The sequence below is a fragment of the Phytoactinopolyspora halotolerans genome (assembly GCF_010550675.1).
Taxonomy (GTDB): Bacteria; Actinomycetota; Actinomycetes; order Jiangellales; family Jiangellaceae; genus Phytoactinopolyspora; species Phytoactinopolyspora halotolerans.
On the sequence record NZ_JAAGOA010000005.1, the window covers coordinates 126,440 to 147,508 of the forward strand.

The 21,069-nt window shown below is 67.5% G+C and carries 19 protein-coding genes and 3 tRNA genes; 10 read left to right on the top strand and 12 right to left on the bottom strand.

Annotated elements, in window-relative coordinates:
• The first annotated feature begins 207 nt into the window (after nucleotides 1-207).
• On the top strand, nucleotides 208-1,440 hold the full coding sequence (locus tag G1H10_RS08815) for a pyridoxal phosphate-dependent aminotransferase (RefSeq protein ID WP_163735740.1): 1,233 nt from the start codon (nucleotides 208-210) through the stop codon (nucleotides 1,438-1,440).
• Nucleotides 1,441-1,490: 50 nt separating this feature from the next.
• On the top strand, nucleotides 1,491-2,516 hold the full coding sequence (locus tag G1H10_RS08820) for an adenosine deaminase (RefSeq protein WP_216853043.1): 1,026 nt from the start codon (nucleotides 1,491-1,493) through the stop codon (nucleotides 2,514-2,516).
• 20 nt (nucleotides 2,517-2,536) lie between these two features.
• On the opposite strand, the gene G1H10_RS08825 is transcribed toward G1H10_RS08820, so the two are convergent.
• The 7 genes from G1H10_RS08825 to G1H10_RS08855 all read right to left on the bottom strand — a co-directional run bounded on the left by G1H10_RS08825 (nucleotide 2,537) and on the right by G1H10_RS08855 (nucleotide 6,164).
• Complete coding sequence (locus G1H10_RS08825; protein ID WP_163735745.1) at nucleotides 2,537-3,382, bottom strand: PIG-L deacetylase family protein; 846 nt, start codon at nucleotides 3,380-3,382, stop codon at nucleotides 2,537-2,539.
• 197 nt (nucleotides 3,383-3,579) lie between these two features.
• Nucleotides 3,580-4,662 (bottom strand): UDP-N-acetylmuramate dehydrogenase, encoded by a 1,083-nt coding sequence (locus G1H10_RS08830; protein WP_163735748.1) that lies wholly within the window; start codon nucleotides 4,660-4,662, stop codon nucleotides 3,580-3,582.
• A gap of 43 nt (nucleotides 4,663-4,705) precedes the next feature.
• A complete protein-coding gene (locus G1H10_RS08835; RefSeq protein WP_163735751.1) occupies nucleotides 4,706-5,134 on the bottom strand; it encodes a MaoC family dehydratase in 429 nt (142 codons plus the stop codon).
• Nucleotides 5,127-5,576, bottom strand: coding sequence for a MaoC family dehydratase N-terminal domain-containing protein (locus G1H10_RS08840; RefSeq protein WP_163735754.1), 450 nt, complete (start codon nucleotides 5,574-5,576; stop codon nucleotides 5,127-5,129). The genes G1H10_RS08835 and G1H10_RS08840 overlap by 8 nt, the downstream gene beginning before the upstream one ends.
• Before the next feature lie 73 nt (nucleotides 5,577-5,649).
• On the bottom strand, nucleotides 5,650-5,820 hold the full coding sequence (gene rpmG / locus G1H10_RS08845; protein ID WP_163735757.1) for a 50S ribosomal protein L33: 171 nt from the start codon (nucleotides 5,818-5,820) through the stop codon (nucleotides 5,650-5,652).
• 162 nt (nucleotides 5,821-5,982) lie between these two features.
• A tRNA-Met gene (locus G1H10_RS08850) sits at nucleotides 5,983-6,056 on the bottom strand.
• A gap of 35 nt (nucleotides 6,057-6,091) precedes the next feature.
• Nucleotides 6,092-6,164: transfer RNA gene (locus G1H10_RS08855), tRNA-Thr, on the bottom strand.
• 394 nt (nucleotides 6,165-6,558) lie between these two features.
• On the opposite strand from G1H10_RS08855, the gene G1H10_RS08860 reads away from it, so the two are divergent.
• Nucleotides 6,559-7,113: a hypothetical protein gene (locus tag G1H10_RS08860; RefSeq protein ID WP_163735760.1), complete on the top strand. Its 555-nt coding sequence runs from the start codon at nucleotides 6,559-6,561 to the stop codon at nucleotides 7,111-7,113.
• Between the two features lie 524 nt (nucleotides 7,114-7,637).
• Here G1H10_RS08860 and G1H10_RS08865 read toward each other — a convergent pair.
• Nucleotides 7,638-7,722: transfer RNA gene (locus tag G1H10_RS08865), tRNA-Tyr, on the bottom strand.
• Nucleotides 7,723-7,880: 158 nt separating this feature from the next.
• Between G1H10_RS08865 and G1H10_RS08870 the strand changes: the two genes are divergently transcribed.
• Entirely contained in the window at nucleotides 7,881-8,375 is a 495-nt protein-coding gene (locus G1H10_RS08870; protein ID WP_163735763.1) for a YajQ family cyclic di-GMP-binding protein, read from the top strand.
• 65 nt (nucleotides 8,376-8,440) lie between these two features.
• Here the strand turns inward: G1H10_RS08870 and G1H10_RS08875 are convergent, their stop codons facing one another.
• Nucleotides 8,441-9,133 carry a M48 family metalloprotease gene (locus tag G1H10_RS08875; RefSeq protein WP_216853044.1) on the bottom strand — a complete coding sequence of 231 codons (693 nt, stop codon included), beginning with the start codon at nucleotides 9,131-9,133 and terminating at the stop codon, nucleotides 8,441-8,443.
• A 346-nt stretch (nucleotides 9,134-9,479) separates the two neighbouring features.
• On the opposite strand from G1H10_RS08875, the gene G1H10_RS08880 reads away from it, so the two are divergent.
• From G1H10_RS08880 to G1H10_RS08900, 5 genes are all read left to right on the top strand, one after another.
• Entirely contained in the window at nucleotides 9,480-11,336 is a 1,857-nt protein-coding gene (locus G1H10_RS08880; protein WP_216853045.1) for a 2-oxoacid:acceptor oxidoreductase subunit alpha, read from the top strand.
• A gap of 17 nt (nucleotides 11,337-11,353) precedes the next feature.
• Nucleotides 11,354-12,388 carry a 2-oxoacid:ferredoxin oxidoreductase subunit beta gene (locus G1H10_RS08885; protein WP_163736233.1) on the top strand — a complete coding sequence of 345 codons (1,035 nt, stop codon included), beginning with the start codon at nucleotides 11,354-11,356 and terminating at the stop codon, nucleotides 12,386-12,388.
• A gap of 148 nt (nucleotides 12,389-12,536) precedes the next feature.
• Nucleotides 12,537-12,797 carry a hypothetical protein gene (locus G1H10_RS08890; RefSeq protein WP_163735767.1) on the top strand — a complete coding sequence of 87 codons (261 nt, stop codon included), beginning with the start codon at nucleotides 12,537-12,539 and terminating at the stop codon, nucleotides 12,795-12,797.
• Nucleotides 12,790-13,008 carry a hypothetical protein gene (locus tag G1H10_RS08895; RefSeq protein WP_163735770.1) on the top strand — a complete coding sequence of 73 codons (219 nt, stop codon included), beginning with the start codon at nucleotides 12,790-12,792 and terminating at the stop codon, nucleotides 13,006-13,008. Before G1H10_RS08890 ends, G1H10_RS08895 begins: the two co-directional genes overlap by 8 nt.
• The gene (locus G1H10_RS08900) at nucleotides 13,005-13,931 is read left to right on the top strand and encodes a metal-dependent hydrolase (RefSeq protein ID WP_163735773.1); all 927 of its coding nucleotides are present in this window, start codon (nucleotides 13,005-13,007) and stop codon (nucleotides 13,929-13,931) included. The genes G1H10_RS08895 and G1H10_RS08900 overlap by 4 nt, the downstream gene beginning before the upstream one ends.
• Here the strand turns inward: G1H10_RS08900 and G1H10_RS08905 are convergent.
• The gene (locus tag G1H10_RS08905; protein ID WP_163735776.1) at nucleotides 13,918-14,661 is read right to left on the bottom strand and encodes an endonuclease/exonuclease/phosphatase family protein; all 744 of its coding nucleotides are present in this window, start codon (nucleotides 14,659-14,661) and stop codon (nucleotides 13,918-13,920) included. The genes G1H10_RS08900 and G1H10_RS08905 overlap by 14 nt on opposite strands.
• 61 nt (nucleotides 14,662-14,722) lie before the next feature.
• The gene (locus G1H10_RS32315) at nucleotides 14,723-18,523 is read right to left on the bottom strand and encodes a hydantoinase B/oxoprolinase family protein (protein ID WP_216853046.1); all 3,801 of its coding nucleotides are present in this window, start codon (nucleotides 18,521-18,523) and stop codon (nucleotides 14,723-14,725) included.
• 99 nt (nucleotides 18,524-18,622) lie between these two features.
• Here G1H10_RS32315 and rarD point away from each other — a divergent pair, with 99 nt between their 5' ends.
• Complete coding sequence (gene rarD, locus G1H10_RS08920) at nucleotides 18,623-19,534, top strand: EamA family transporter RarD (RefSeq protein WP_163735778.1); 912 nt, start codon at nucleotides 18,623-18,625, stop codon at nucleotides 19,532-19,534.
• A gap of 460 nt (nucleotides 19,535-19,994) precedes the next feature.
• On the opposite strand, the gene G1H10_RS08925 is transcribed toward rarD, so the two are convergent.
• Nucleotides 19,995-20,990: a polyprenyl synthetase family protein gene (locus G1H10_RS08925; protein ID WP_312856552.1), complete on the bottom strand. Its 996-nt coding sequence runs from the start codon at nucleotides 20,988-20,990 to the stop codon at nucleotides 19,995-19,997.
• Between the last annotated feature and the right edge of the window lie 79 nt (nucleotides 20,991-21,069).

Consider the following 21,069-nt stretch of genomic DNA (forward strand, 5'->3'; position numbering starts at 1 on the left):
AACCCGAGCGACCAGCCGGCCGAAGCCGCCCGCCGATCGCGTGAGAAGGAGAAGAACTCCCCCACCCCCTCCGACGCAACGCAACCAGGGGTGTACGGTCCAGCATCGCCGTGTCGGCACCCTCGTCGTGTCGGCGGACGTGGCGACCTGACAACGGATGCGGAAGTGCTTGGCGCGCCGACACCGGGTAGTGCAAGGATTGACCACATGACTCTGGCTACTCCTTCCGGCGCTGCCGCCGGTACCTCGCGCCCGCGCATCTCGCGGCGGATCGGATCGATCACCGAGTCCGCCACTCTGGCCGTCGATGCGAAAGCGAAGGCGCTCAAGGCGGCCGGTCGCCCCGTCATCGGCTTCGGTGCCGGTGAGCCCGACTTCAGCACGCCGGACTACATCGTCCAGGCGGCCGTCGAAGCGTGCGCCGACCCGAAGAACCACCGCTACACACCGGCCGGGGGCATCCCCGAGCTCAAGGAGGCGGTCGCGGCGAAGACGGCGCGCGACTCCGGCTACCAGGTCGAGCCTGCTCAAGTACTGATCACCAACGGCGGAAAACAGGCCGTCTTCCAGGCGTTCGCCACCATCGTCGATGACGGCGACGAGGTCCTGTTGCCGGCACCGTACTGGACCACGTATCCGGAGTCCATCCGGCTGGCCGGAGGCGTGCCGGTCGAGGTCCTGACCGACGAGAACAGCGGCTACCGGGCGACCGTCGAGCAGCTGGAGTCGGCCCGGACGGAGCGGACGAAGGCGCTGTTGTTCTGCTCGCCGTCGAACCCGACCGGCGCCGTCTACACGCCCGAGGAGGTCCGCGCGATCGGCCGGTGGGCGCATCAGCACGGCATCTGGGTCATCACCGACGAGATCTACGAGCACCTGGTCTACGGCGATGCCACATTCGCGTCGATGCCGGCCGAGGTACCGGAGCTCGCCGACACCTGCATCGTCGTCAACGGCGTGGCCAAGACGTATGCGATGACCGGCTGGCGAGTCGGCTGGATGATCGCACCGACCGACGTCACCAAGGCGGCCGCCAACCTGCAGTCACACGCCACGTCCAACGTGGCCAACGTCTCGCAGCGGGCCGCACTCGCCGCTGTCACCGGCAGCCTCGATGCGGTCGCCATGATGCGCGAGGCATTCGACCGTCGGCGGCGGACGATCGTGGAGATGCTGAACGCGATCGACGGCGTCGTCTGCCCCGAGCCCGAGGGCGCGTTCTATGCCTACCCCTCGGTCAAGGGTGTGCTGGGTCGCGAGATCGCCGGCCGGACGCCGACCACCAGCGTCGAGCTGGCCGAGCTGACCCTCACCGAGGCTGAGGTCGCCGTCGTGCCGGGTGAGGCGTTCGGCCCGAGCGGCTACCTCCGATTCTCCTACGCGCTCGGCGACGACGATCTGATCGAAGGGGTCAGCCGTATTCAGCGTCTGTTGGCCTGACCCGGCGATCTGAGTCGCGCTACCGTGCGGTGACGGGGCAGAGTATGTCTGTGGCACATCGTGATCTTCGGCGGCTTCCCAAGGCACACCTGCATCTGCACTTCACCGGGTCGATGCGGCACACGACGCTGGTCGAACTGGCTGATCGGCACGGCATCCGGCTGCCCGACTCGCTGCGTGATCACTGGCCGCCCCAGCTGTCGGCGGCGGATGAGAAGGGCTGGTTCAGGTTCCAGCGCCTGTACGATCTCGCTCGCTCGGTGCTGCGGACGGAGGACGACGTACGCCGGCTCCTGCTGGAGTGTGCGCAGGATGACGCGGCCGAGGGCTCACGGTGGCTGGAGATCCAGGTGGATCCGTCCGGGTACGGCGGTCTGTTCGGCGGCATCACCGCGTTCACCGACCTTGTCCTGGACGCCGCGCGGGCGGCGTCCGAGTCGACCGGCGTCGGGATCGCCGTGGTCATCGCGGCCAACCGGACCCGGCACCCGCTCGACGCGCGGACGCTGGCACGCCTCGCCCGGCAGTACGTCGGACGAGGCGTCGTCGGCTTCGGCCTCTCCAACGACGAGCGACGGGGCGTGACCGAGGAGTTCGCCCCGGCGTTCAAGATCGCCTCTCGGGCCGGATTGCTCTCCGTCCCGCACGGAGGCGAGCTCCGCGGACCGGACCACATCCGCACCTGCCTGGATCACCTCGACGCGGCGCGGTTGGGACACGGGGTCCGGGTAGCCGAGGATCCAGCGCTCCTGGACCGCGTCGTCGGTCGCCAGGTGACGCTGGAGGTGTGCCCGGCGTCCAACGTCTCGCTGGGTGTGTACCGGCAGGCGCTCCAGGTGCCACTGCGCACGCTCTTCGACGCGGGTGCGCGTATCGCGCTCGGCGCGGACGACCCGCTACTGTTCGGCTCCCGCCTTCTCGACCAGTACCAATCGGCGCGCGAGCTGCACGGGTTCTCCGATCCCGAGCTGGCCGCGCTGGCCCGTGCATCGATTGAGAGCACGGCCGCGCCATCGGATGTCCGTAAGCAGCTGTTGGAGGACATCGACGCCTGGCTGGCCGAGCCGCTCGGTTGACGCCGAGCCGGTGCCGTCCCTCAAGCCTGTGCCGGCGCGGCCACCACCATCGGTACGGACTCGGTCAGCTCATCCAGCACAGCCGCGGCTCCGGTACGCAGGTACCACTCGTGCCCGTAGGCGTCACCGAATGCCGCGCCGTCCAGCTCGCCGGGCCGGATCTGGCTGTGGTGTGCGCTGATCGCCGCCCGCTTGGCGACGAGTTCCTCGCCGCTGGCTGTGACGCTGAGCTCGACCTGGTCGGCCGGTATGCCGTAGGGCAGGGCGGTGGCCCGAGCGGCGGCGTGGACCAGATGCGGCCGGGCCTCGTGCAGGTAGTCGCGGTCGACCGTCGTCTGGTACGAGGTGACGCCGGACATCTGTGCCGCCAGCGTGCCGATGCGGTTGACCGCCACGTGATCAGGATGACCGTAGATGCCGAACGCGTCGTCGTGCACGATGGCCTCCGCGCCTTCACGCTCGATGATCGAGGCCACCTCGGCGGCGACCTGGCCGGGAGCCGCCGCGGCGAGCGCCGCGGGATGCACGTTGTCCGCCGCGCCCGGGAGGCCCGAGTCACGCCGGCCGAGGAGGGCGAGGCGCGCGACGCCGAGCAGCTCCGCCGCCCGTTCCAGCTCCGCGGTACGGCGCTGAACGATCGTCTCCCCTGGGGCGAGCGGCACAAAGGAGGCGCCGAGATCACCGAGGGTGGCGGTGATCAGGACGACGCGTGCCCCGCGGTCCGCGAGCCGGCGAATGGTGGCCCCGGTGAAGATCGCTTCATCGTCGGGGTGCGCATGCATCACGACGACGGTCCGTCCGCGCACGGGATCGCGGTGGGAGCGAGCGGACATGTCGGAGGTCTCGGGCGAGAATTGCTGGATCATGTATGGCCTGCTGAAGGGAGAAGAGCACACGGGCTCAAGGCGGAAAGTAGGGTCGTCTGAGCAGGGTCAGCGACAACAACAGCAGGCCGACGCAAGGCACGCCGACGTACGGCGATGAGTGCGCTGCGTCTGGATCACGGCGTACATCTTGCCACAGCAGCGGCCGAAGGTCCACGCGGCCACAGCCGGATTTGCTTCTACAGCGCGCAGCCGACGAGTACCGGCTCGTTGACCAGGTTCACGCCGAACGTCGCTCGCACACCGTCCCGCACGTCACGAGCGAGTGACAGCAGCTCTGACGTCGTGCCGCTGCCGCGATTGGTGAGTGCGAGCGTGTGTTTGGTCGACAGCGAGACGGGCACGCCGCCGCCACCGTGCTGCGGCGCGTACCCGCGTGTGAAGCCGGCCCGCTCGATGAGCCAGGCGGCGCTCGTCTTCACCCGGCCATCGGGCTGCGGCCAGCGAGGTGCGTCCTGCGGCAGCTGGGCCGCGTCGGCGGCGGAGAGCACGGGATTGGTGAAGAACGAACCCGCACTCCAGGTGTCGTGGTCGTCCGGGTCCAGGACCATGCCCTTTCCGCGACGCAACTCCAGCACCGCTTCCCGGACGTCCTTCAGCGGTGCCCGATCGCCGATCCGGACGCCGAGCCTCCTGGCCAGTTCGGCGTACCCGACCGGCGCACTCAGATTGCCCTGGCGAAGCTGGTAACTGACCGACAGAATCACATACCGCTCGGAGCCCTTGAATCTGCTGTTCCGGTACTCGAAGGCACAGTCCGCATTGGCGAACGTGCGGACGCGCTGATCGACCCGGTCATACGTGCGAACCGACCAGAGTGTCTGCGCGATCTCCTGCCCGTACGCGCCGACGTTCTGCATCGGCGTGGCACCCACCGCACCGGGGATCCCGGCCAGTGCCTCGATCCCGACCCATTCCTCCGCGACAGCCCGCTCGACCAGCTCGTCCCACGGCTCGCCCGCGGCGGCGGTCACCAGAATCCCGCCACATGCCGCGATGCTGTCCGACTCGCAGGACGCCGACTCATCCACGTCGACGCCGCGCGTCCGGACCCGGACCACGGTGCCGTCGAATCCGTCGTCGGCGATAACCAGGTTGGACCCGCCGCCCAGCACCAGAACGGGCTTCTCGCGGCTGTCGCAGTCCCGCACCACATCGATCAACTCGGCCTCGGTCTCGACCTCCACCATCCGCTCTGCCGGACCTCCGAGCCGAAGGGTGGTGAAGTCGGCCAGGGCGACGCCCGTCCGTTCCGTGGTCATCGATGCCTACACAATCCAAGGGGACGACGCCGGCGACCGGCTGTCACGAGCCGCCGTCGGTCTTCGGCGGGCGGGCCAATGCGCGCGCCTGGGTCAGCACCTTCTGGTCGTCGACCTTGACGGCCAGGTCGACGGCGACCAATCCGTCGTCGCGCACCTCCGTCACCGTCGCGGATACCTGGACCGCAACCCCGTGGTCGTCATCCGGCACCACGACGGGCCGGGAGAAGCGGACGCTGTACTCGACCACCGCGCCGGGGTCCCCCGCCCAATCGGTCAGCAGCCGTCCCGCCAGCGCCATCGTCAGCATGCCGTGCGCCAGCACCCCAGGCAGGCCGACCGCCCTCGCGACCCTGTCATTCCAGTGAATCGGGTTGAAGTCACCTGATGCACCTGCATAGCGCACCAGGTTCTCGCGGGTGATCCGGTACTCACGGTCTGCGACCACTTGTCCCACCGCAAGGTCAGCCATCACCGTTCTCCTCTGGACGGATCAGCAGCGTCGCCTGTGCCGTGCACACATGTGCCCGTGCCGCGTCGTGCACGTCGTTCCGGATGGTGAGCAGGTCGTTGCCGGCTACCTGACGGATCGCGTCCAGCGTCGTCGTCGTTTCCAGCCGGTCGCCCACCACCAGCGGTCTGCTGTAGTTGAAGTACTGGTCGACGTGGACGACACGGGCATATTCGATGCCGAGATCTTCCATCAGAATGTCGAAACCGCGCATCACCGGAATCATCACGAACGTCGGCGGCGCGACCACGTCGTCATGACTGGCCTCCTTCGCCGCCTCGACGTCGACGTAGACCGGGTTGGTATCACCGATCGCCTCGGCGAACTCGCGAACCTTCTCACGGCTCACTTCATAGGGCTGCGGTGGATAAACGCGCCCAACGGCGGAAGAATCGATGGCCATGATCCGACGTTACCGGCCCGCCGCACCGGTAGCCGACCCGGGCTGGGACGGTCGGTGGTGAGCCGACGTCACGTCAGCGGGTCTCGCGATGTGCGGTGTGAGTGCGGCAGCGCGGGCAGAACTTCTTCAGCTCGAGCCGATCGGGATCGTTCCGCCGGTTCTTCTTCGTGATGTAGTTGCGCTCCTTGCACTCCGTGCATGCCATGGTGATCTTCGGACGGATGTCAGCGCTTTTGGCGGCCACGGGTGCCTCTCCTGGATACGGGACTACGAACCTAGTTAGGGTAGCCGACTCCGCGCCACGTTCCCAATCGAAGAGAAGAGAGGCGACGACGCCGGCTCGAGTGCCGGACACTCGGGTGACCACCGGACGGGATCGCCGGCGATCGTCGAGCAGACGCGCTCGTAGCGGGGGCGGGACTCGAACCCGCGACACAACGATTATGAGCCGTTTGCTCTAACCACCTGAGCTACCCCGCCAGGGAGCCCGCACCGCGAGCGGACACGGGTTCTAGAGCCCCAATACGGAATCGAACCGTAGACCTTCTCCTTACCATGGAGACGCTCTGCCGACTGAGCTATTGGGGCGGGCGCGCCCACCGAGAGTACACAACTAACCGGCCTCCGCGCGAATCGACCCGAAACCCGGGCCGACCGTGGCTGGAGCATCACCGATCAGCTGTGTGCGCGCCGGCACGCACGTCCCTAGAATACTCGGCCGGGCCCGCATGACGGATACCGGCCGAACACCTGGTCGCCGACGCTGACCGGGCCGCGGCTCGCTCGGTCGCCGGCTTGATCAACCCCGTGGTGTGATCTTCCCCATACGTCGAGTTCTCCATCCAGGTGGCACGCCGTCGCAAGCAGGCGCACCGTTTAAGGGCTAGCGAACATGGACTTGCGCGGGAACAAACAACGGCTAACGGATACGGATGAGCGTATTCCCACGATGATAGGTTGCCGTGGACACAAGGGAGGAATGATGGGTTTGTACATCCGGCGATGGACACCGCTCGCGACCGTGTTGGTCGTGGCGCTTGGGATCAGCGCGTGCGGCGATGATGACGGCGGCGACAGCGGGCCGCAGACGTTCGAAGACGACGCTTACCCGTTCACCTTCGAGTATCCATCGGATTTCGAGGTCACCGAAGACGTCAACTTCTCCGTGGAGGCGGGCGGCAACCTGGAGGACAATCGGGCGGTCGCTCTCGACGAGGAGAACATGCTGATCCTGAGCCGCACCACGCTCAACGTCACCATCGACGAGAGCAACCTCGAGCTCGCCAAGGACGAGATGGACCAGCTGTTCCAGCAGATCGACCCGGAAAGCGGGCAAGGCGAGGAAGGCGAATACGCCGGCTTCTTGGCGCTGGACTACCAGGTCTCGGTGGATACCCCCGAGGACGGCGAAAGCAGGATCGTGTCCCTGTTCGATGGCGACCAGCAGTACACGATCAACTGCCAGTCGGCGCCAGAGCACCGCGAGGAGATCGAGCAGGCCTGCCAGCAGGCCTTGGACACGCTCTCGCGTACATAAGGCTCGACAGCGAGCACAGTCGAGCTCAAGGATCCATCCACGTCAGCGGAGCCGCCGACCCACGGCGGCGGCTCCGGTTCAGAGATCGATCGTGTGGGCGGCCGTGTGAAACGCGGCCGCATCTCACCGTGTGTTCGGCGCCATGTGAGCCGTCGTGTAGATACTGACCGCCCAGAGCGGCTAGAAGTCCCGCAGCCCGGCACACGGCACCGCTAGGCGGCCAGAACTCCCACAAGCGGACACACGACACCACCGGCCATACCCTGGCCCACGGGCTTGGAGTTCGCATGCCCGTCGATTCACGTGAGATGACACGCGTGGCTACTACCCCAACGGACCGGCTCCGCGCTCAGGGACCGGCCGGATACGCCGGTAGGTAGGCCGCCCGCGAACATGTCCGCCGTACGGCTACGGAGGCAGACAGAGCCTGAAGTCGCAAGCACGATCAGATGTGATCGACGCCGCCAACGGCGCCGCAACGACAACCTGGGCGCCCGCATTTGCGCGAACGCCCAGGTCAAAGGTGGTGGCAGGTGTAGGATTCGAACCTACGAAGGCTGTGCCGGCTGATTTACAGTCAGCTCCCTTTGGCCGCTCGGGCAACCTGCCGTAGCCGGGGTTGAACCCGGACCGATGAGAGAATACCCCATAACCTGAGAGGGTCAGCAACCCGGATCCGACGTATCCCGGGTACCGCTGGTCTGTCCGGCCGCTTACGCCGGGCGGCGACCCCCGATTGACCAGCATGAAGTGTGGAGGAGCGACACGTGGCAAGCGAGTCTTCGTTCGATGTGGTCAGCAAGGTCGACCGGCAGGAGGTGGACAACGCCCTCAACCAGGCGGTCAAGGAGATCTCGCAGCGATTCGACTTCCGCGGCACGGACGCGGCGATCAGGTGGTCCGGCGAGCTCGGCATCGAGATGGAGGCGAGCGCAGAGGACCGGGTCCGTGCGGTGCTCGACGTCTTCCAGGACAAGCTGGTCAAGCGGAAGGTCTCGCTGAAGGCATTGGACGCCGGTGACCCCAGGCCGTCGGGCAAGCTGTTCAAGATCTCCGCGACGCTGCAGGACGGGCTCACCCAGGAGCAGGCCAAGAAGATCACCAAGGTGATCCGCGATGAAGGCCCGAAGGGTGTCAAGGCCCAGGTTCAGGGCGACGAGGTCCGGGTCTCCTCGAAGAAGAAGGACGATCTTCAGGAGGTCATGGCCATCCTCAAGGATCAGGATTTCGACTTCGCGCTCCAGTTCACCAACCGCCGCTAGCCACCATGATCATGAACAGTAACCGTTCGCATAGCACGGTTACTGTTCATGATCATGGCGGAGGGCTAGCGGCGGTAGCCGGCCAGCCCTTCCAGCCGCGCCACGCGCTCGGCGGTGGACGGGTGCGATCGGAACAGCCGCCACACGCCATGGGTTCCGAGCGGGCTACCGATCATCAAATGGCTGATCGCGACGACGCCCGGCTCCGGCGGCAGCACCAGCTCTCGCCGGGCGGCGTCCAGCGTGCGCAAGGCGCTGGCCAGCGCGAGCGGATCCCCGGTGAGCCGGGCGGCCTCCTGATCCGCGTCGAACTCCCGGGACCGCCCGACTATCGGCCGCATGAGGTACACCACCACGATCCCCAGCACCGGGATCACCATGGCCGCCCGCGCAAGCAGACTGATGATCGAACCGGGCAACGTATCCAGATACCGGATGTGCGCCAGCTCGTGGGCGAGCACGGCGCGGAGCTCGCGCTCGTCCAAGGCGTCCAGCGCCCCTTCGGTCACGCAGATCACCGCCCGGCTCGGCCCATACCCTGTCGCCAGCGCGTTCGCCGCCCGGGTGGGGCTGACGTAGAGCCTCGGCATCGGAACTCGCGCCCGCGTCGTCAGTTCGCGGACCAGCCGGCACAGCTCCGGCTGCTCCGCCTCGCCGACCGGGTAGGCGCGCATGGCTCGAACGGCCACCGTCCCGGCCCGGGCGCATACGTAGACGATCAGCACCGCCACCAGGACGGCGCCAAGCCAAAAGCCCACAGGTCCTAGGCGAGACGCGACGAACAGCACCAAGAGTCCCAGGACAACGAGAAAAACGAGAGTCCTGAGGATGTTCTTCCGCGCACGCGGACCATGCACGCTGAGCATGCTACGCACACAGGGCGAACGTCCAGATGATGCGGGAGGTTCCGGGCGGAATAATCCCCTGTCCTCTCACGCTGTGGACGAATGGGTCAACGAGTAAGGGTTGTCTTAGCATAAGTAGAGAGCACTAGCCGCTAAGGAGCCGGGTGCCGGTGGGGCCAACGCAGGACGTCCCTATCCGCGCGGCTTCTGAGTGCGCCCCCGATACCGGGCGCCATCACCCAGGAGGCATCGACACGCCGTGACGGCGAAACAGGTCCGCGAACTCGATCGCGTGGTGATCCGGTTCGCCGGCGACTCCGGTGACGGCATGCAGCTCACAGGTGACAGATTCACCGCGGAAACGGCCTCCTTCGGCAACGATCTCTCCACCCTGCCGAACTTCCCGGCCGAGATCCGCGCCCCAGCGGGGACGCTCCCAGGGGTCTCGAGCTTCCAGCTGCACTTCGCCGACCATGACATTCTCACGCCGGGCGACGCACCAGACGTGCTGGTCGCGATGAACCCCGCCGCGCTCAAGGCCAACCTGCCTGACGTCCCCAAGGGCGCCATTCTGATCGTGGACACGGCGGAGTTCACGCCACGTGCCCTGAAGAAGGTGGGTTACGCCACCAGCCCCCTCGACGACGGTTCGCTGAACTCGTATCAGGTGCACGCCCTCGATTTGACCGGCATGACCATGACGGCCCTGGAGCCGTTCGGTCTCAGCCGCAAAGAGGCGTCCCGGTCGAAGAACATGTTCGCCTTGGGCTTGCTCTCTTGGATGTACGGACGATCGATCGACGGCACGGTCCGATTCCTGCAGAGCAAGTTCGCCACCAAGGCCGATATCCGGGACGCGAACATCACCGCGGTGAAGGCCGGCTGGAACTACGGTGAGACCACCGAGGACTTCGCAGTCTCGTACGAGGTCAAGCCCGCACCGATGCCGTCCGGCCGGTACCGCAACATCACCGGTAACCTCGCGCTCAGCTACGGCTTGGTCGCGGCCGCCAAGCAGTCCGGCATGCCGCTGTTCCTCGGGTCCTACCCGATCACCCCGGCATCCGACATCTTGCACGAGATCTCCAAGCACAAGCGGTTCGGTGTCCGCACGTTCCAGGCCGAGGACGAGATCGCGGGTGTGGGCGCGGCGCTCGGTGCCTCGTTCGGTGGCTCGCTCGGTGTCACCACCACATCCGGCCCGGGCGTGGCGCTGAAGTCGGAGACCGTCGGGCTTGCCGTATCGCTGGAGCTGCCGCTGATCATCGTCGACGTACAGCGTGGCGGCCCGTCCACCGGGCTGCCGACCAAGACCGAACAGGCTGATCTGCTGCAGGCGATGTACGGCCGGAACGGTGAGGCGCCGGTACCGATCATCGCTCCGGCGTCCCCGGCCGACTGCTTCGATGCGGCGCTGGAGGCCGCCCGGATCGCCGTCACCTATCGCACGCCCGTGTTCCTGCTCTCCGACGGCTATCTCGCGAACGGGTCCGAGCCCTGGGCGATCCCCGACGTCGAGTCGCTGCCGACGATCGAGCCGGATTTCGCCACCGAGAAGAACCACGGCAGCGGCGACGACGCCGAGTTCTGGCCGTACATCCGTGATCCGCAGACGCTGGCCCGCGCCTGGGCGGTGCCCGGTACCGCGGGCCTGGAGCACCGGATCGGCGGGCTGGAGAAGGCCGACGGCAGCGGGAACATCTCCTACGACCCGACCAACCATGACTACATGGTCCGGACCCGTCAGGCGAAAGTCGACGGCATCGAGGTGCCCGACCTGGAGGTGGACGATCCCAGCGGCGACGCCCGGCTCCTGGTACTGGGCTGGGGTTCCACCTACGGTCCCATCGGCGCCGCCGTCCGCCGCGCGCGGAGCGCCGGGCACGCGGTGGCGCAGGCACACCTGCGCTATCTGAACCCGCTGCCTGCCAACACCGGCGACGTGCTGCGCCGCTATGAGCGAGTGCTGCTGCCCGAGATGAACCTCGGACAGCTGGCGATGCTGCTGCGGGCCCGCTACCTGGTCGACGTCATCGGCCACAACCAGGTCCGCGGGCTCCCGTTCAAGGCAGAAGAACTGGCCGAGGTCATCATGAAGGAAGACGATCAGCTGTGACCGCAACCGATCTGGGTATGCCTGGCCTGGCCGGGGTGCCGACCACCGACGTCGCGCAGAACAAGAAGGACTTCACCAGTGACCAGGAAGTGCGCTGGTGCCCCGGCTGCGGCGACTACGCCGTCTTGGCGTCGGTGCAGGGATTCCTGCCCGAACTCGGGCTGAAGCGGGAGAACATCGTCTTCGTCTCCGGCATCGGCTGCTCGTCCCGGTTCCCGTACTACATGGACACGTTCGGGATGCACTCCATCCACGGGCGGGCACCCGCGATCGCGACCGGACTCGCCACCTCCCGGCCGGATCTCTCGGTCTGGGTGGTGACGGGCGACGGCGATGCGCTCTCCATCGGCGGCAACCACCTGATCCACGTGTTGCGGCGCAACGTCAACATGACGATCCTGCTGTTCAACAACCGGATCTATGGCCTCACGAAGGGCCAGTACTCGCCGACCAGCGAGCAGGGCAAGATCACCAAGTCGACCCCCATGGGTTCGCTCGATGCCCCGTTCAACCCGGTCTCGTTGGCGCTCGGAGCGGAGGCGACGTTCGTCGCCCGGACCATCGACTCCGACCGGGCCCATCTGACCTCGGTGCTGCGCGCGGCGGCCGCGCACCGCGGAACATCGCTGGTGGAGATCTACCAGAACTGCAACATCTTCAACGACGGCGCATTCGAGATCCTGAAGAACCGCGACACTCGCGACGAGGTGATGATCCGGCTGGAGCACGGGGAGCCGGTCCGGTTCGGTGCCAACAACGAGCACGGGATCCGGCGCAACCCGGCGACATCCGGCCTGGAGATCTGCTCCGGCGACGACCCGAACGTGATCGTGCACGATGCTCAGGCCGCCGACCCGAGCCGCGCGTTCGCGCTCTCCCGCCTCGCCGACCCCGGCACGCTGGCGCGCACCCCGATCGGCATCTTCCGGCAGGTCGAGCGACCCACCTACGGCGATCTGGTGAACGAACAGGTCGACCAGGCGGTCGACAACCAGGGAGCCGGTGACCTGGCCGCGCTGATCACGGGCAACGACACCTGGACCGTGGAGTAACGCTCCCTCCACGATGGCGCGACCGGTTCGCTTAAGGCGCGGATGCCGGCTGCGACGTCACAGCCGACGTCGTCGTCCTTCTGTGCAGCGCAGGTGTGTAGAGTACGTGTCCATGTGCATGGGGTGCTACACGGCGGCTGAGGCAGCCGTGGTTCAGGGGGCTACGGGGGTCATGCTGCTACGAGGCGGTGCGACCCGGCTGATGGAGCGGTTGACCGGCCGCGACCCGTTCGAACGACGCTACGCGGCTCATCGTGCGAATGCGGAGTTCCTCGCGGGAATGGGGCTGGACCCGGATCGGGTGCTCGGACCGCCGCCGGAGCGTACGCTCGCCCCGGCCACCGTCACCGATCCCGTCGGCGCACGCACCGCGGTCACCGGTCTGGCCACCGCCCAGGCCGTTGTCTAACGCGTCTGAGGCGACGCCCGCCCCGCAGGTACGGATCCCCGTCGGCTGGTACGTCGCGGCGTTGGCGCTGTATCTAGTCATCGCCTACTTCACCAAGACCGTGCTGCTCAACTGGGTCATGGGGCCGCTGTTCTTGCTGCTGACGCTCTATCTCGTCCCGACGGCGGCGGCCGTCGTGCGACGCAGGTTGACCGCGAGGTCGCGACCGTGAGCTGGGCGGCGCACGAGTTCGAGCTGTATTTCATCCAGAAACACGTCGGCGCCAAGGCGTCCTTTCTGGCCGTCGTCGTCGGCACCCAGCTGCCGGACGCGTTCACCAAGACGTTCGTCTACGCCGCCGACGATCCGGCCGCCTTCCACCGTGGCTGGCCCGGCGTCGGCTTCTCTCATTCGCTGCTGTTCGGCGTCCTGTTCGCCGCCGTCGTGCTCGCCATCACCAAGAGCCGGGCATGGGCGCTCGGCCTGTTGATCGGGCAATGGGCCCACGTCCTCACCGACTTCGCCGATACCGCCGGCGTGATGTTGTTCTTCCCGTTCTCCACCGAGCCGGTGACGATCAGCATGTGGAAGCACGCCGCGGTGGAAGGCCGATATGGCGACGCGGCCGCCTATTACAGCAGTCTGGGCGGGGTATGGGATTTCTTCTGGCTGCTCGTCACGGTGGTCTTCGCGTGGCGCACCCTCACACCCGCGTACTTCCGCGAGGTGGTGGTTCCCGCCGACCCCCGGGTGTGGGGGTGGTTGCACCGCACGTTCCGGCTGCCCGAGCGCGGCCTGCTGCTGCTCTACCAGGGCCTGATGTTCTACGGTGTCGGCCGGATGATCTCGTGGTTCCTCTACGCCAGGTTCGACGCACAGACGCCGTTCCAACCGCAATGGGGCGGTCCCGCCTACATCGAGGGGAACGACATCTCCGACTCAGGCTGGGTCGAGGTGCTCGTCCGGACCGGTATCGGCGCCGCGTTGTTCGTCGCCTTCATGTGGCTGTGCTGGCGGGCCTTCGGCCGACGGCTGTGGGAACGCGGCTACGACGTACCCGCCGCCGTCCGGGGACCGGGCCTGCACGCCATCTTCGACCTGCCGTCGTCACAGCGCCGGAAGGCCTCTGCCGACGCCACCGTCAGCGGAGGCTGAGTGTCGCTCGCACCGGCCAGTGGTCGGACGGCAGCCGGCGCCCGTGCCGCTCTCGCACCACGGCGGCCTGCTCCGGGATCCAATGCGGGCTGGCGAAGATGTGATCGATCTGCCGCCCGTCCGCTGCTCCGGTGAAGTTGTGGCTGGTTCCTCCGGAGACCTCGATGTGCTGGAATCCGGCGTCGAGCAACGGGGCGAACACGGCCGAATCCGCGGCATCGGCGTTGAGATCACCGAGCACGACGGTCGGCACCGACTGGTCCAGCCAGCCCGCGAGCTGCTCGATGCCGGCCACCCGATTGGCGACGACGTGCTCGTCCAGGTGGGTGTTGGCCACGTCGAACACCGCCCCGGTGCGCTGGTCCCAGCAGCGGGCGAGCGTCGTGATCCGTGGGAACGACGCACCGGGAAGCCGAGTCCCGGGCAGATGCGGAGTCCAGCCGAACCACCGTGTCTCGTGCCGGGTCACCGTGAGCCGGTCCCCGTGCACCGCGATTGGACACTGCTCGCCGCGGTACCCTCCGCTGCGCCCCTGGCCGAACCAGCGCAGCTCAGGCATCCGCCGGGACAGATAGCGACGCTGGAACTCGAACACCTCCTGCAGGCCCACCACATCCGCGCCCAGGGCGGAAATGGTCGACAGGGTGGAGCTGCGCCGGAACGGCCATGAGTGCAGGCCATCGCGTCCCCAGCCGTTCCGGATGTTGAACGTCGCAAAAGTCAGAGCCATGTCTCTCCATTCCGCATCCCGCATCAGCACCGAACGTGGTGGGGTCGGTCACCCGTGGCGTTCACTCTCCAGGAGGCACACCATAGCCGCCACCACCGGGCGTCTCGATCACCAGCACGTCGTCCACACCGACGTCCGCCGAATCGCTCCCCTCCATCTCGACGACGGAGCCGTCGGCGCGCTCCACGCGGTTGCGTCCCAGTCCACCCGGGTCGCCGCCGGCCATACCGTAGGGCGGCACACGGCGATGCCCGGCCAGCGTGCTCACCGTCATCGGTTCACGGAAACGCAGCCGCCGGACCGCCCCGTCGCCGCCGCGCCACCGTCCGGAGCCACCGCTGCCCGGCCGCACCGCGAAGCTCTCCACCAGCACCGGGAACCTGCTCTCCAGCACCTCCGGATCGGTGAGACGCGAGTTGGTCATGTGGGTCTGCACCGCTGCCACGCCGTCGAATCCGTCACCGGCCCCGGACCCCGAGCCGACCGTCTCGTAGTACTGGTGGCGGTCGTTGCCGAAGGTCACGTTGTTCATAGTGCCCGACCCTTCGGCCTGCACCCCCAGCGCGGCGTACAAGGCCCCGGTCACCGCCTGCGACGTCTCGACGTTGCCGGCCACCACCGCGGCCGGATACTCGGGAGCGAGCATCGACGGCTCTGGGACGACGATGTGCAACGGTCGCAGGCAGCCGTCGTTCAACGGAATGTCATCGGCGACGAGCGTCCGGAACACGTACAGCACGGCGGCCGTCGCCACAGATGTGGGCGCGTTGAAGTTCGACTCCAGCTGTCCGGACGTCCCGGTGAAGTCGATCGTCGCCCCCCTGCTCGCCCTGTTCACGGTCACCGCGACCTTGATGATCGCGCCGTTGTCCATCTCATAGGTGTAGTCGCCGTCGGAGAGCGCATCGATCACGCGTCGCACCGCTTCCTCGGCGTTGTCCTGCACGTGACGCATGTAGGCCTGGACCACGTCGAGCCCGAAGTGGTCGATCATGCGTCGCACCTCGGCCACGCCCTTCTCGTTCGCCGCGATCTGCGCGCGCAGATCCGCCAGGTTCGTCGACGGATTCCGCGACGGGTACGGCGACTCGGTCAGCAACCGCAGCGTCTCCTCCTCCCGGAACCGGCCGTCCTCCACCAGCAGCCAGTTGTCGAAGAGCACGCCCTCCTGGTGAATGTCCTGGCTGAACGCCGGCATCGATCCCGGGGTCAATCCGCCGATCTCCGCGTGATGTCCGCGCGACGCCACATAGAACAACACTTCACCGGATCCCGCGCCGTCCGCCGCAACGTCGAACACCGGCGTGACCACGGTGACGTCCGGCAGGTGCGTTCCCCCGTGGTACGGATCGTTCACCGCGTACACGTCTCCCGGCTTGAGCCCTTCACCCTGGGCTCGCCGCCGGATCACCTCTTTGACGCTGGACCCCATCGAGCCCAGATGCACCGGCATGTGCGGCGCGTTGGCAATGAGATTGCCGTCCGGATCGAACAGCGCACAGGAGAAGTCCAGCCGTTCCTTGATGTTCACCGACTGCGACGTCGACTCCAACCGCGCCCCCATCTGCTCCGCGATCGACATGAACAGGTTGTTGAAGACCTCCAGCATGACCGGATCGACCTCGGTTCCGACTCCGACGACGTCGGCACGCCGGCGCACCCGCTCGATCCGCAGGTGACCATGCTCCGTCAGTCCGGCCCGCCAGCCGTCCTCGACCACCGTCGTCGCGTTCTCCTCTGCGATGATCGCCGGTCCGTGCACCGCGTCGTCGGCGGCGAGCTGTTCGCGCCGGTACAACGGCACCCGGTGCCAGGCCCCACCGGTATACATCTGCACCGGCTTGGGCTGCGCCAGCCCCAGGTCATCCCACATGCTCCCGTGCCGGGTCTCCCGCGTCCCCGTCGTCGATCCGAGCCAGTCGGCCTGATGCAGATCAGCGGAGGGCGTGGTGGAGGAGATCCCGTCTCGGGTCTGGCCGGGTATCGGCGAGTGAGGAACGAGCGAGCCGCGGGCGGAGACGGGATCTCCTCCACCACGCCCGGCCTCGGCCTCACTCGTCAGCCCGACCGCCTCCACCGACAATGCCTCGACGATCAGCGGCCGGTCCATCAGGAACGAGTACATCCGCCGGTAGCTGGTCTCGAACGCCTCCACCATGGCGTCGAGTCCGCCGAGCGGCACCTGAACCGCCGTGTCGGTACCGTCGTACCGGAGGTGAGCACGGCGGCTCACGCGGATACGCTCGGACGCTACGCCGGAGTCCACCAACTCGGCGGAGGCGGCCGCCGCCAGCTCATCCGCCAGCTCGCCCAGCCGGCCCATCAGCCCGTCCGCGAGCCTCTCCTCCACCGACTGTTCGCGCATCGCCGTGGTGTCCGCCAGCCCGATCCCCAACGCGGAGAGCACGCCTGCCATCGGCGGCACCAGCACGGTGCGGATGCCGAGTGAGTCGGCCACGGCACAGGCGTGCTGCCCACCCGCGCCGCCGAAGGTGGTCAACACGTACTCGGTGACGTCGTGCCCCTTCTGCACGGAGATCTTCTTGACGGCGTTGGCCATGTTCGCCACGGCGATGGTCAGGAAGCCCTCGGCCACCTGCTCGGGGCTACGACCTTCACCGGTGGCCGCGGCGATCTCATCGGCGAGTTCCGTGAACTTCCGGCGGACGATGTCGACGTCGAGGGGCTGGTCCCCGTCCGGCCCGAAAACGGCCGGGAAATGCCGCGGCTGGATCCGGCCGAGCATGACGTTGGCGTCGGTGACGGTGAGCGGCCCGCCGTTGCGGTAGCAGGCAGGTCCCGGGTCGGCGCCGGCCGAATCGGGGCCGGCCCGGAGCCGGGAGCCGTCGAAGTGCAGGATCGATCCTCCACCGGCGGCGACGGTGTTGATGTCCAACATCGGCGCCCGCAGCCGCACCCCGGCGACCTGTGTGTCGAAGACCCGCTCGTACTCGCCCGCGTAATGCGAGACGTCGGTCGACGTGCCCCCCATGTCGAATCCGATGACGTGGTCGTACCCGGCCTGCTGCGACGTCCGCACCATGCCGACGATCCCGCCGGCCGGCCCGGACAGGATGGCGTCCTTGCCGCGGAAGTGGCCCGCCTCGGCCAGCCCGCCGTTGGACTGCATGAACATCAGCCGCACATCCGGGATGTGTTCGGCGACCTGCCGGACGTAACGGCCGAGGATGGGTGACAGGTAGGCGTCGACGACGGTGGTGTCACCGCGTGAGACGACCTTCATCAGCGGACTGGCCTCGCTGGACAGTGAGATCTGCGGGAAGCCGATCTGGGCGGCGAGTTTCCCGACGGCCTCCTCGTGTGCCGGATACAGGTGTCCGTGCAGGCACACCACGGCCGCCGCCCGGATCCCATCGTCGTACGCCGCCCGAAGTTCGTCGCCGAGCGCTTCCAGATCCGGTGTGCGCAGCACCGTGCCTTCGGCCGTGACGCGCTCGTCGACCTCGATGACGCGTTCGTGCAACAACTCGGGCAGTACGATCTGCCGGTCGAAGATCCGGGGACGCGCCTGGTAACCGATGCGGAGCGCGTCCGCGAACCCCTTGGTGATGACCAGGACGGTGCGGTCGCCCTTCCGTTCCAGCAGGGCGTTGGTCGCCACCGTGGTACCCATCCGGACGGCCTCGATCCGGCCCACCGGGATGGCAGATGCCGTGTCGGCGGGGCCGTGCTCTCCCGCCTCCTGCAGCAGACGGCGGATCCCTGCCACCGCAGCGTCGTGGTAACGCTCGGGGTTCTCTGAGAGGAGCTTATGGGTGACCAGCCCGCCATCGGGACGACGCGCCACGATATCGGTGAAGGTTCCGCCACGGTCGATCCAGAACTGCCAGCGCCCAGCCATGTTCCGACGATATCCCGGCTGTCCTCCGGTACACGTCGGCGTCATTCATGTCATGGGCGTCATGCCTATTGGCTGCTGATACTGCGGTAGTGTTTCGTGGTGAGCTCTTCGCGGTCCGGCCTGGTCTTCGGGTTCGGCGCGTACGGCCTCTGGGGCCTCCTGCCGCTGTACTGGGATCTGCTCGATGAGGCCGGCGCGGTGGAAGTCCTCGCCCACCGCTTTGTGTGGTCGCTTGCCGCGACCTTGCTGGCGCTGGTGTTGTGGCGGCGGCTCGCCCGGTTGCGGGGTCTGCCGCCGCGGAGCTACGCGCTGCTCGCCGTCGCCGGCGCCGTGATCGCGATCAACTGGGGAACGTACATCTGGGGTGTCCACCACGGTCATGTGATCGAGGTCTCGCTCGGCTACTTCATCAACCCATTGGTCACGGTCGTGGTGGCGGTGCTGGTGCTGCACGAACGGCTGCGTCGCCTGCAGTGGGTGGCGGTGGCGATCGCGACGGTGGCCCTGGTGGTGCTGACCGCGAATTACGGCCGGCCACCATGGATCGGTCTGACGCTGGCGTTCACGTTCACCATCTACAGCCTGATCAAGAAGCGAGTCCGGGTACCGGCGGTGGAGAGCGTCGCCCTGGAGTCCGCCGTCATGTTCCTGCCCGCGCTGGTGTTCCTGACCTACCTTCAGGTGAACGGTGATGCGACATTCGGCCATATCGACGTCGGTACCGATCTGCTGTTGGTGGCGACAGGCGTCGCCACGGCGACTCCGCTGGTGCTCTTCGCGGCGGCCGCGGCCAGGGCGCCGCTGACCACGCTCGGTGTCATGCAGTACCTGGCGCCGTCGCTGACATTCCTGCTGGGAATCTTCGTCTTCAGCGAGGACGTCCCGGCGATCCGCTTCTTCGGATTCGGCCTCGTCTGGTTGGCGCTGGCGATCTTCACCGGGGACGCGCTGCGCCAGCGGCGACGGATGCTCCGCCGCACCGCGGCCCAAGTGGCGGAGACGTCCCTGTAGGTGCATGGTCACGCCGCCCGGGAACCCGTGGTGGGGTGCTGTCGCGGCCAGATCCGCCGCTTCGACATCGGTGCATGGTCGTGGTTCATACAGCCGATCCCGCTGTGCTCGTGTGTTCGGTCGTGTGACTTCCAGCCGATCTCACTCCGTCGTGCAAACTGTCGTGTGACTTCCAGCCGATCTCACTCCGTCGTGCAAACTGTCGTGTGACTTCCAGCCGCAAAATGGCCGGGATCCGGGGCCGTGCGAGTCGTCGTGCAAGAAGGCGCCGCCCCCATCAGCACACATCCACACGACCCGGCGCACGGCCCGCGAAAACAGTCCGATCTCCCACGACCAACGACACGGTTGGACCTGACCACGACGGCCTACGGACCGGGCGCACCTCAGTCCATGCCGAGATGGTGATGCAGCTTGAAAACCGGTCGTGCGTATGGTCGTGTGCACAACGGCTGACGGATCAGCGGGTGCGGGTCACCACTGTGTCGCAGAGGGCTTCCAACGCGCGACGCGCGGGAACGTCCGGTAACGTCGCCAAGGTCGTCCGGGCGTCATCGGCCCAGCGTCGCACCTCGTCGCGGGCCTCCGACATGGCCGGGTGTTCGCGCAGCAACGCCAGCGCCTCGGCGTGCGCGTCGTCATCGGTGATCGGGCCGGAGATCAGCTCCAGCAGGCGCTCGTCTCCTGGCCTCGCCGACCTGCGGGCGTACAGCACCGGCAGGGTCGCGACGCCCTCGCGCAGATCGGTTCCCGGCCGTTTGCCGGAGATCGCCGACTCGCCCGCGATATCGAGCAGGTCGTCGGCAAGCTGGAACGCCATACCGACCCGCTCGCCGTATCGTGCCAAGACCTCGACGTCCTCGGCGGCGACACCCCCGTGCAGCGCGCCCAGCCGGGCCGACGCCGCGATCAGCGATGCCGTCTTGTCCGACAACACCGACAGGTAATGCTCCACCGGGTCGGTCCCTGCTGCCGGGCCCACCGTCTCACGCAGCTGGCCCTGCACGAGCCGCTGATAGGTCTTCGCCTGGATCCGCACCGAATCCGGCCCCAGATCGGCCAGCAGCACCGACGCGCACGCGAAGAGGTAGTCGCCGGTGAGGATCGCGACCGTGTTGTCCCACCGCGCGTTCGCGCTCGGAGCCCCTCGGCGCAGCTCGGCCTCGTCCATCACATCGTCGTGGTAGAGCGACGCGACATGCGTCAGTTCCACCACCGCGGCCGCAGGGGCGACGCCGGGACCGTCGACGTCACCGAAGGCGGCGGCCAGCAACGTCAGCGTCGGCCGGAACCGCTTGCCGCCGGCGGTCACCAGATGCCGGGACGCTTCGTCCAGTACCTCGTCGTCCGACTTGATCGCCGCGAGCAGCCGACCTTCCACATCATCGAGGCCGGCACTGAGCGCCTGCTCGAGATCGGCGTCGACCACGGGGATCCCGAGACCGCCAGCACTCACCCAGACCTCCCATCCCCATCGACTCCGGCCACGCGCGCCGCCGCCACCGGCGGACGGCGGGCGCGTCGACTCATGCATC

What these genes read in the sequence shown, in the direction of transcription:
- G1H10_RS08830 (WP_163735748.1), bottom strand. Translation starts at nt 4,662, where the DNA reads ATGACCACGGAACGGACGGGCGTCGCCCTGGCCGACTTCACCACCCTT.
- G1H10_RS08885 (WP_163736233.1), top strand. Translation starts at nt 11,354, where the DNA reads ATGCCTGGCCTGGCCGGGGTGCCGACCACCGACGTCGCGCAGAACAAG.
- G1H10_RS08835 (WP_163735751.1), bottom strand. Translation starts at nt 5,134, where the DNA reads ATGGCTGACCTTGCGGTGGGACAAGTGGTCGCAGACCGTGAGTACCGG.
- G1H10_RS08905 (WP_163735776.1), bottom strand. Translation starts at nt 14,661, where the DNA reads ATGGCTCTGACTTTTGCGACGTTCAACATCCGGAACGGCTGGGGACGC.
- G1H10_RS08860 (WP_163735760.1), top strand. Translation starts at nt 6,559, where the DNA reads ATGGGTTTGTACATCCGGCGATGGACACCGCTCGCGACCGTGTTGGTC.
- G1H10_RS32315 (WP_216853046.1), bottom strand. Translation starts at nt 18,523, where the DNA reads ATGGCTGGGCGCTGGCAGTTCTGGATCGACCGTGGCGGAACCTTCACC.
- G1H10_RS08840 (WP_163735754.1), bottom strand. Translation starts at nt 5,576, where the DNA reads ATGGCCATCGATTCTTCCGCCGTTGGGCGCGTTTATCCACCGCAGCCC.
- G1H10_RS08815 (WP_163735740.1), top strand. Translation starts at nt 208, where the DNA reads ATGACTCTGGCTACTCCTTCCGGCGCTGCCGCCGGTACCTCGCGCCCG.
- G1H10_RS08825 (WP_163735745.1), bottom strand. Translation starts at nt 3,382, where the DNA reads ATGATCCAGCAATTCTCGCCCGAGACCTCCGACATGTCCGCTCGCTCC.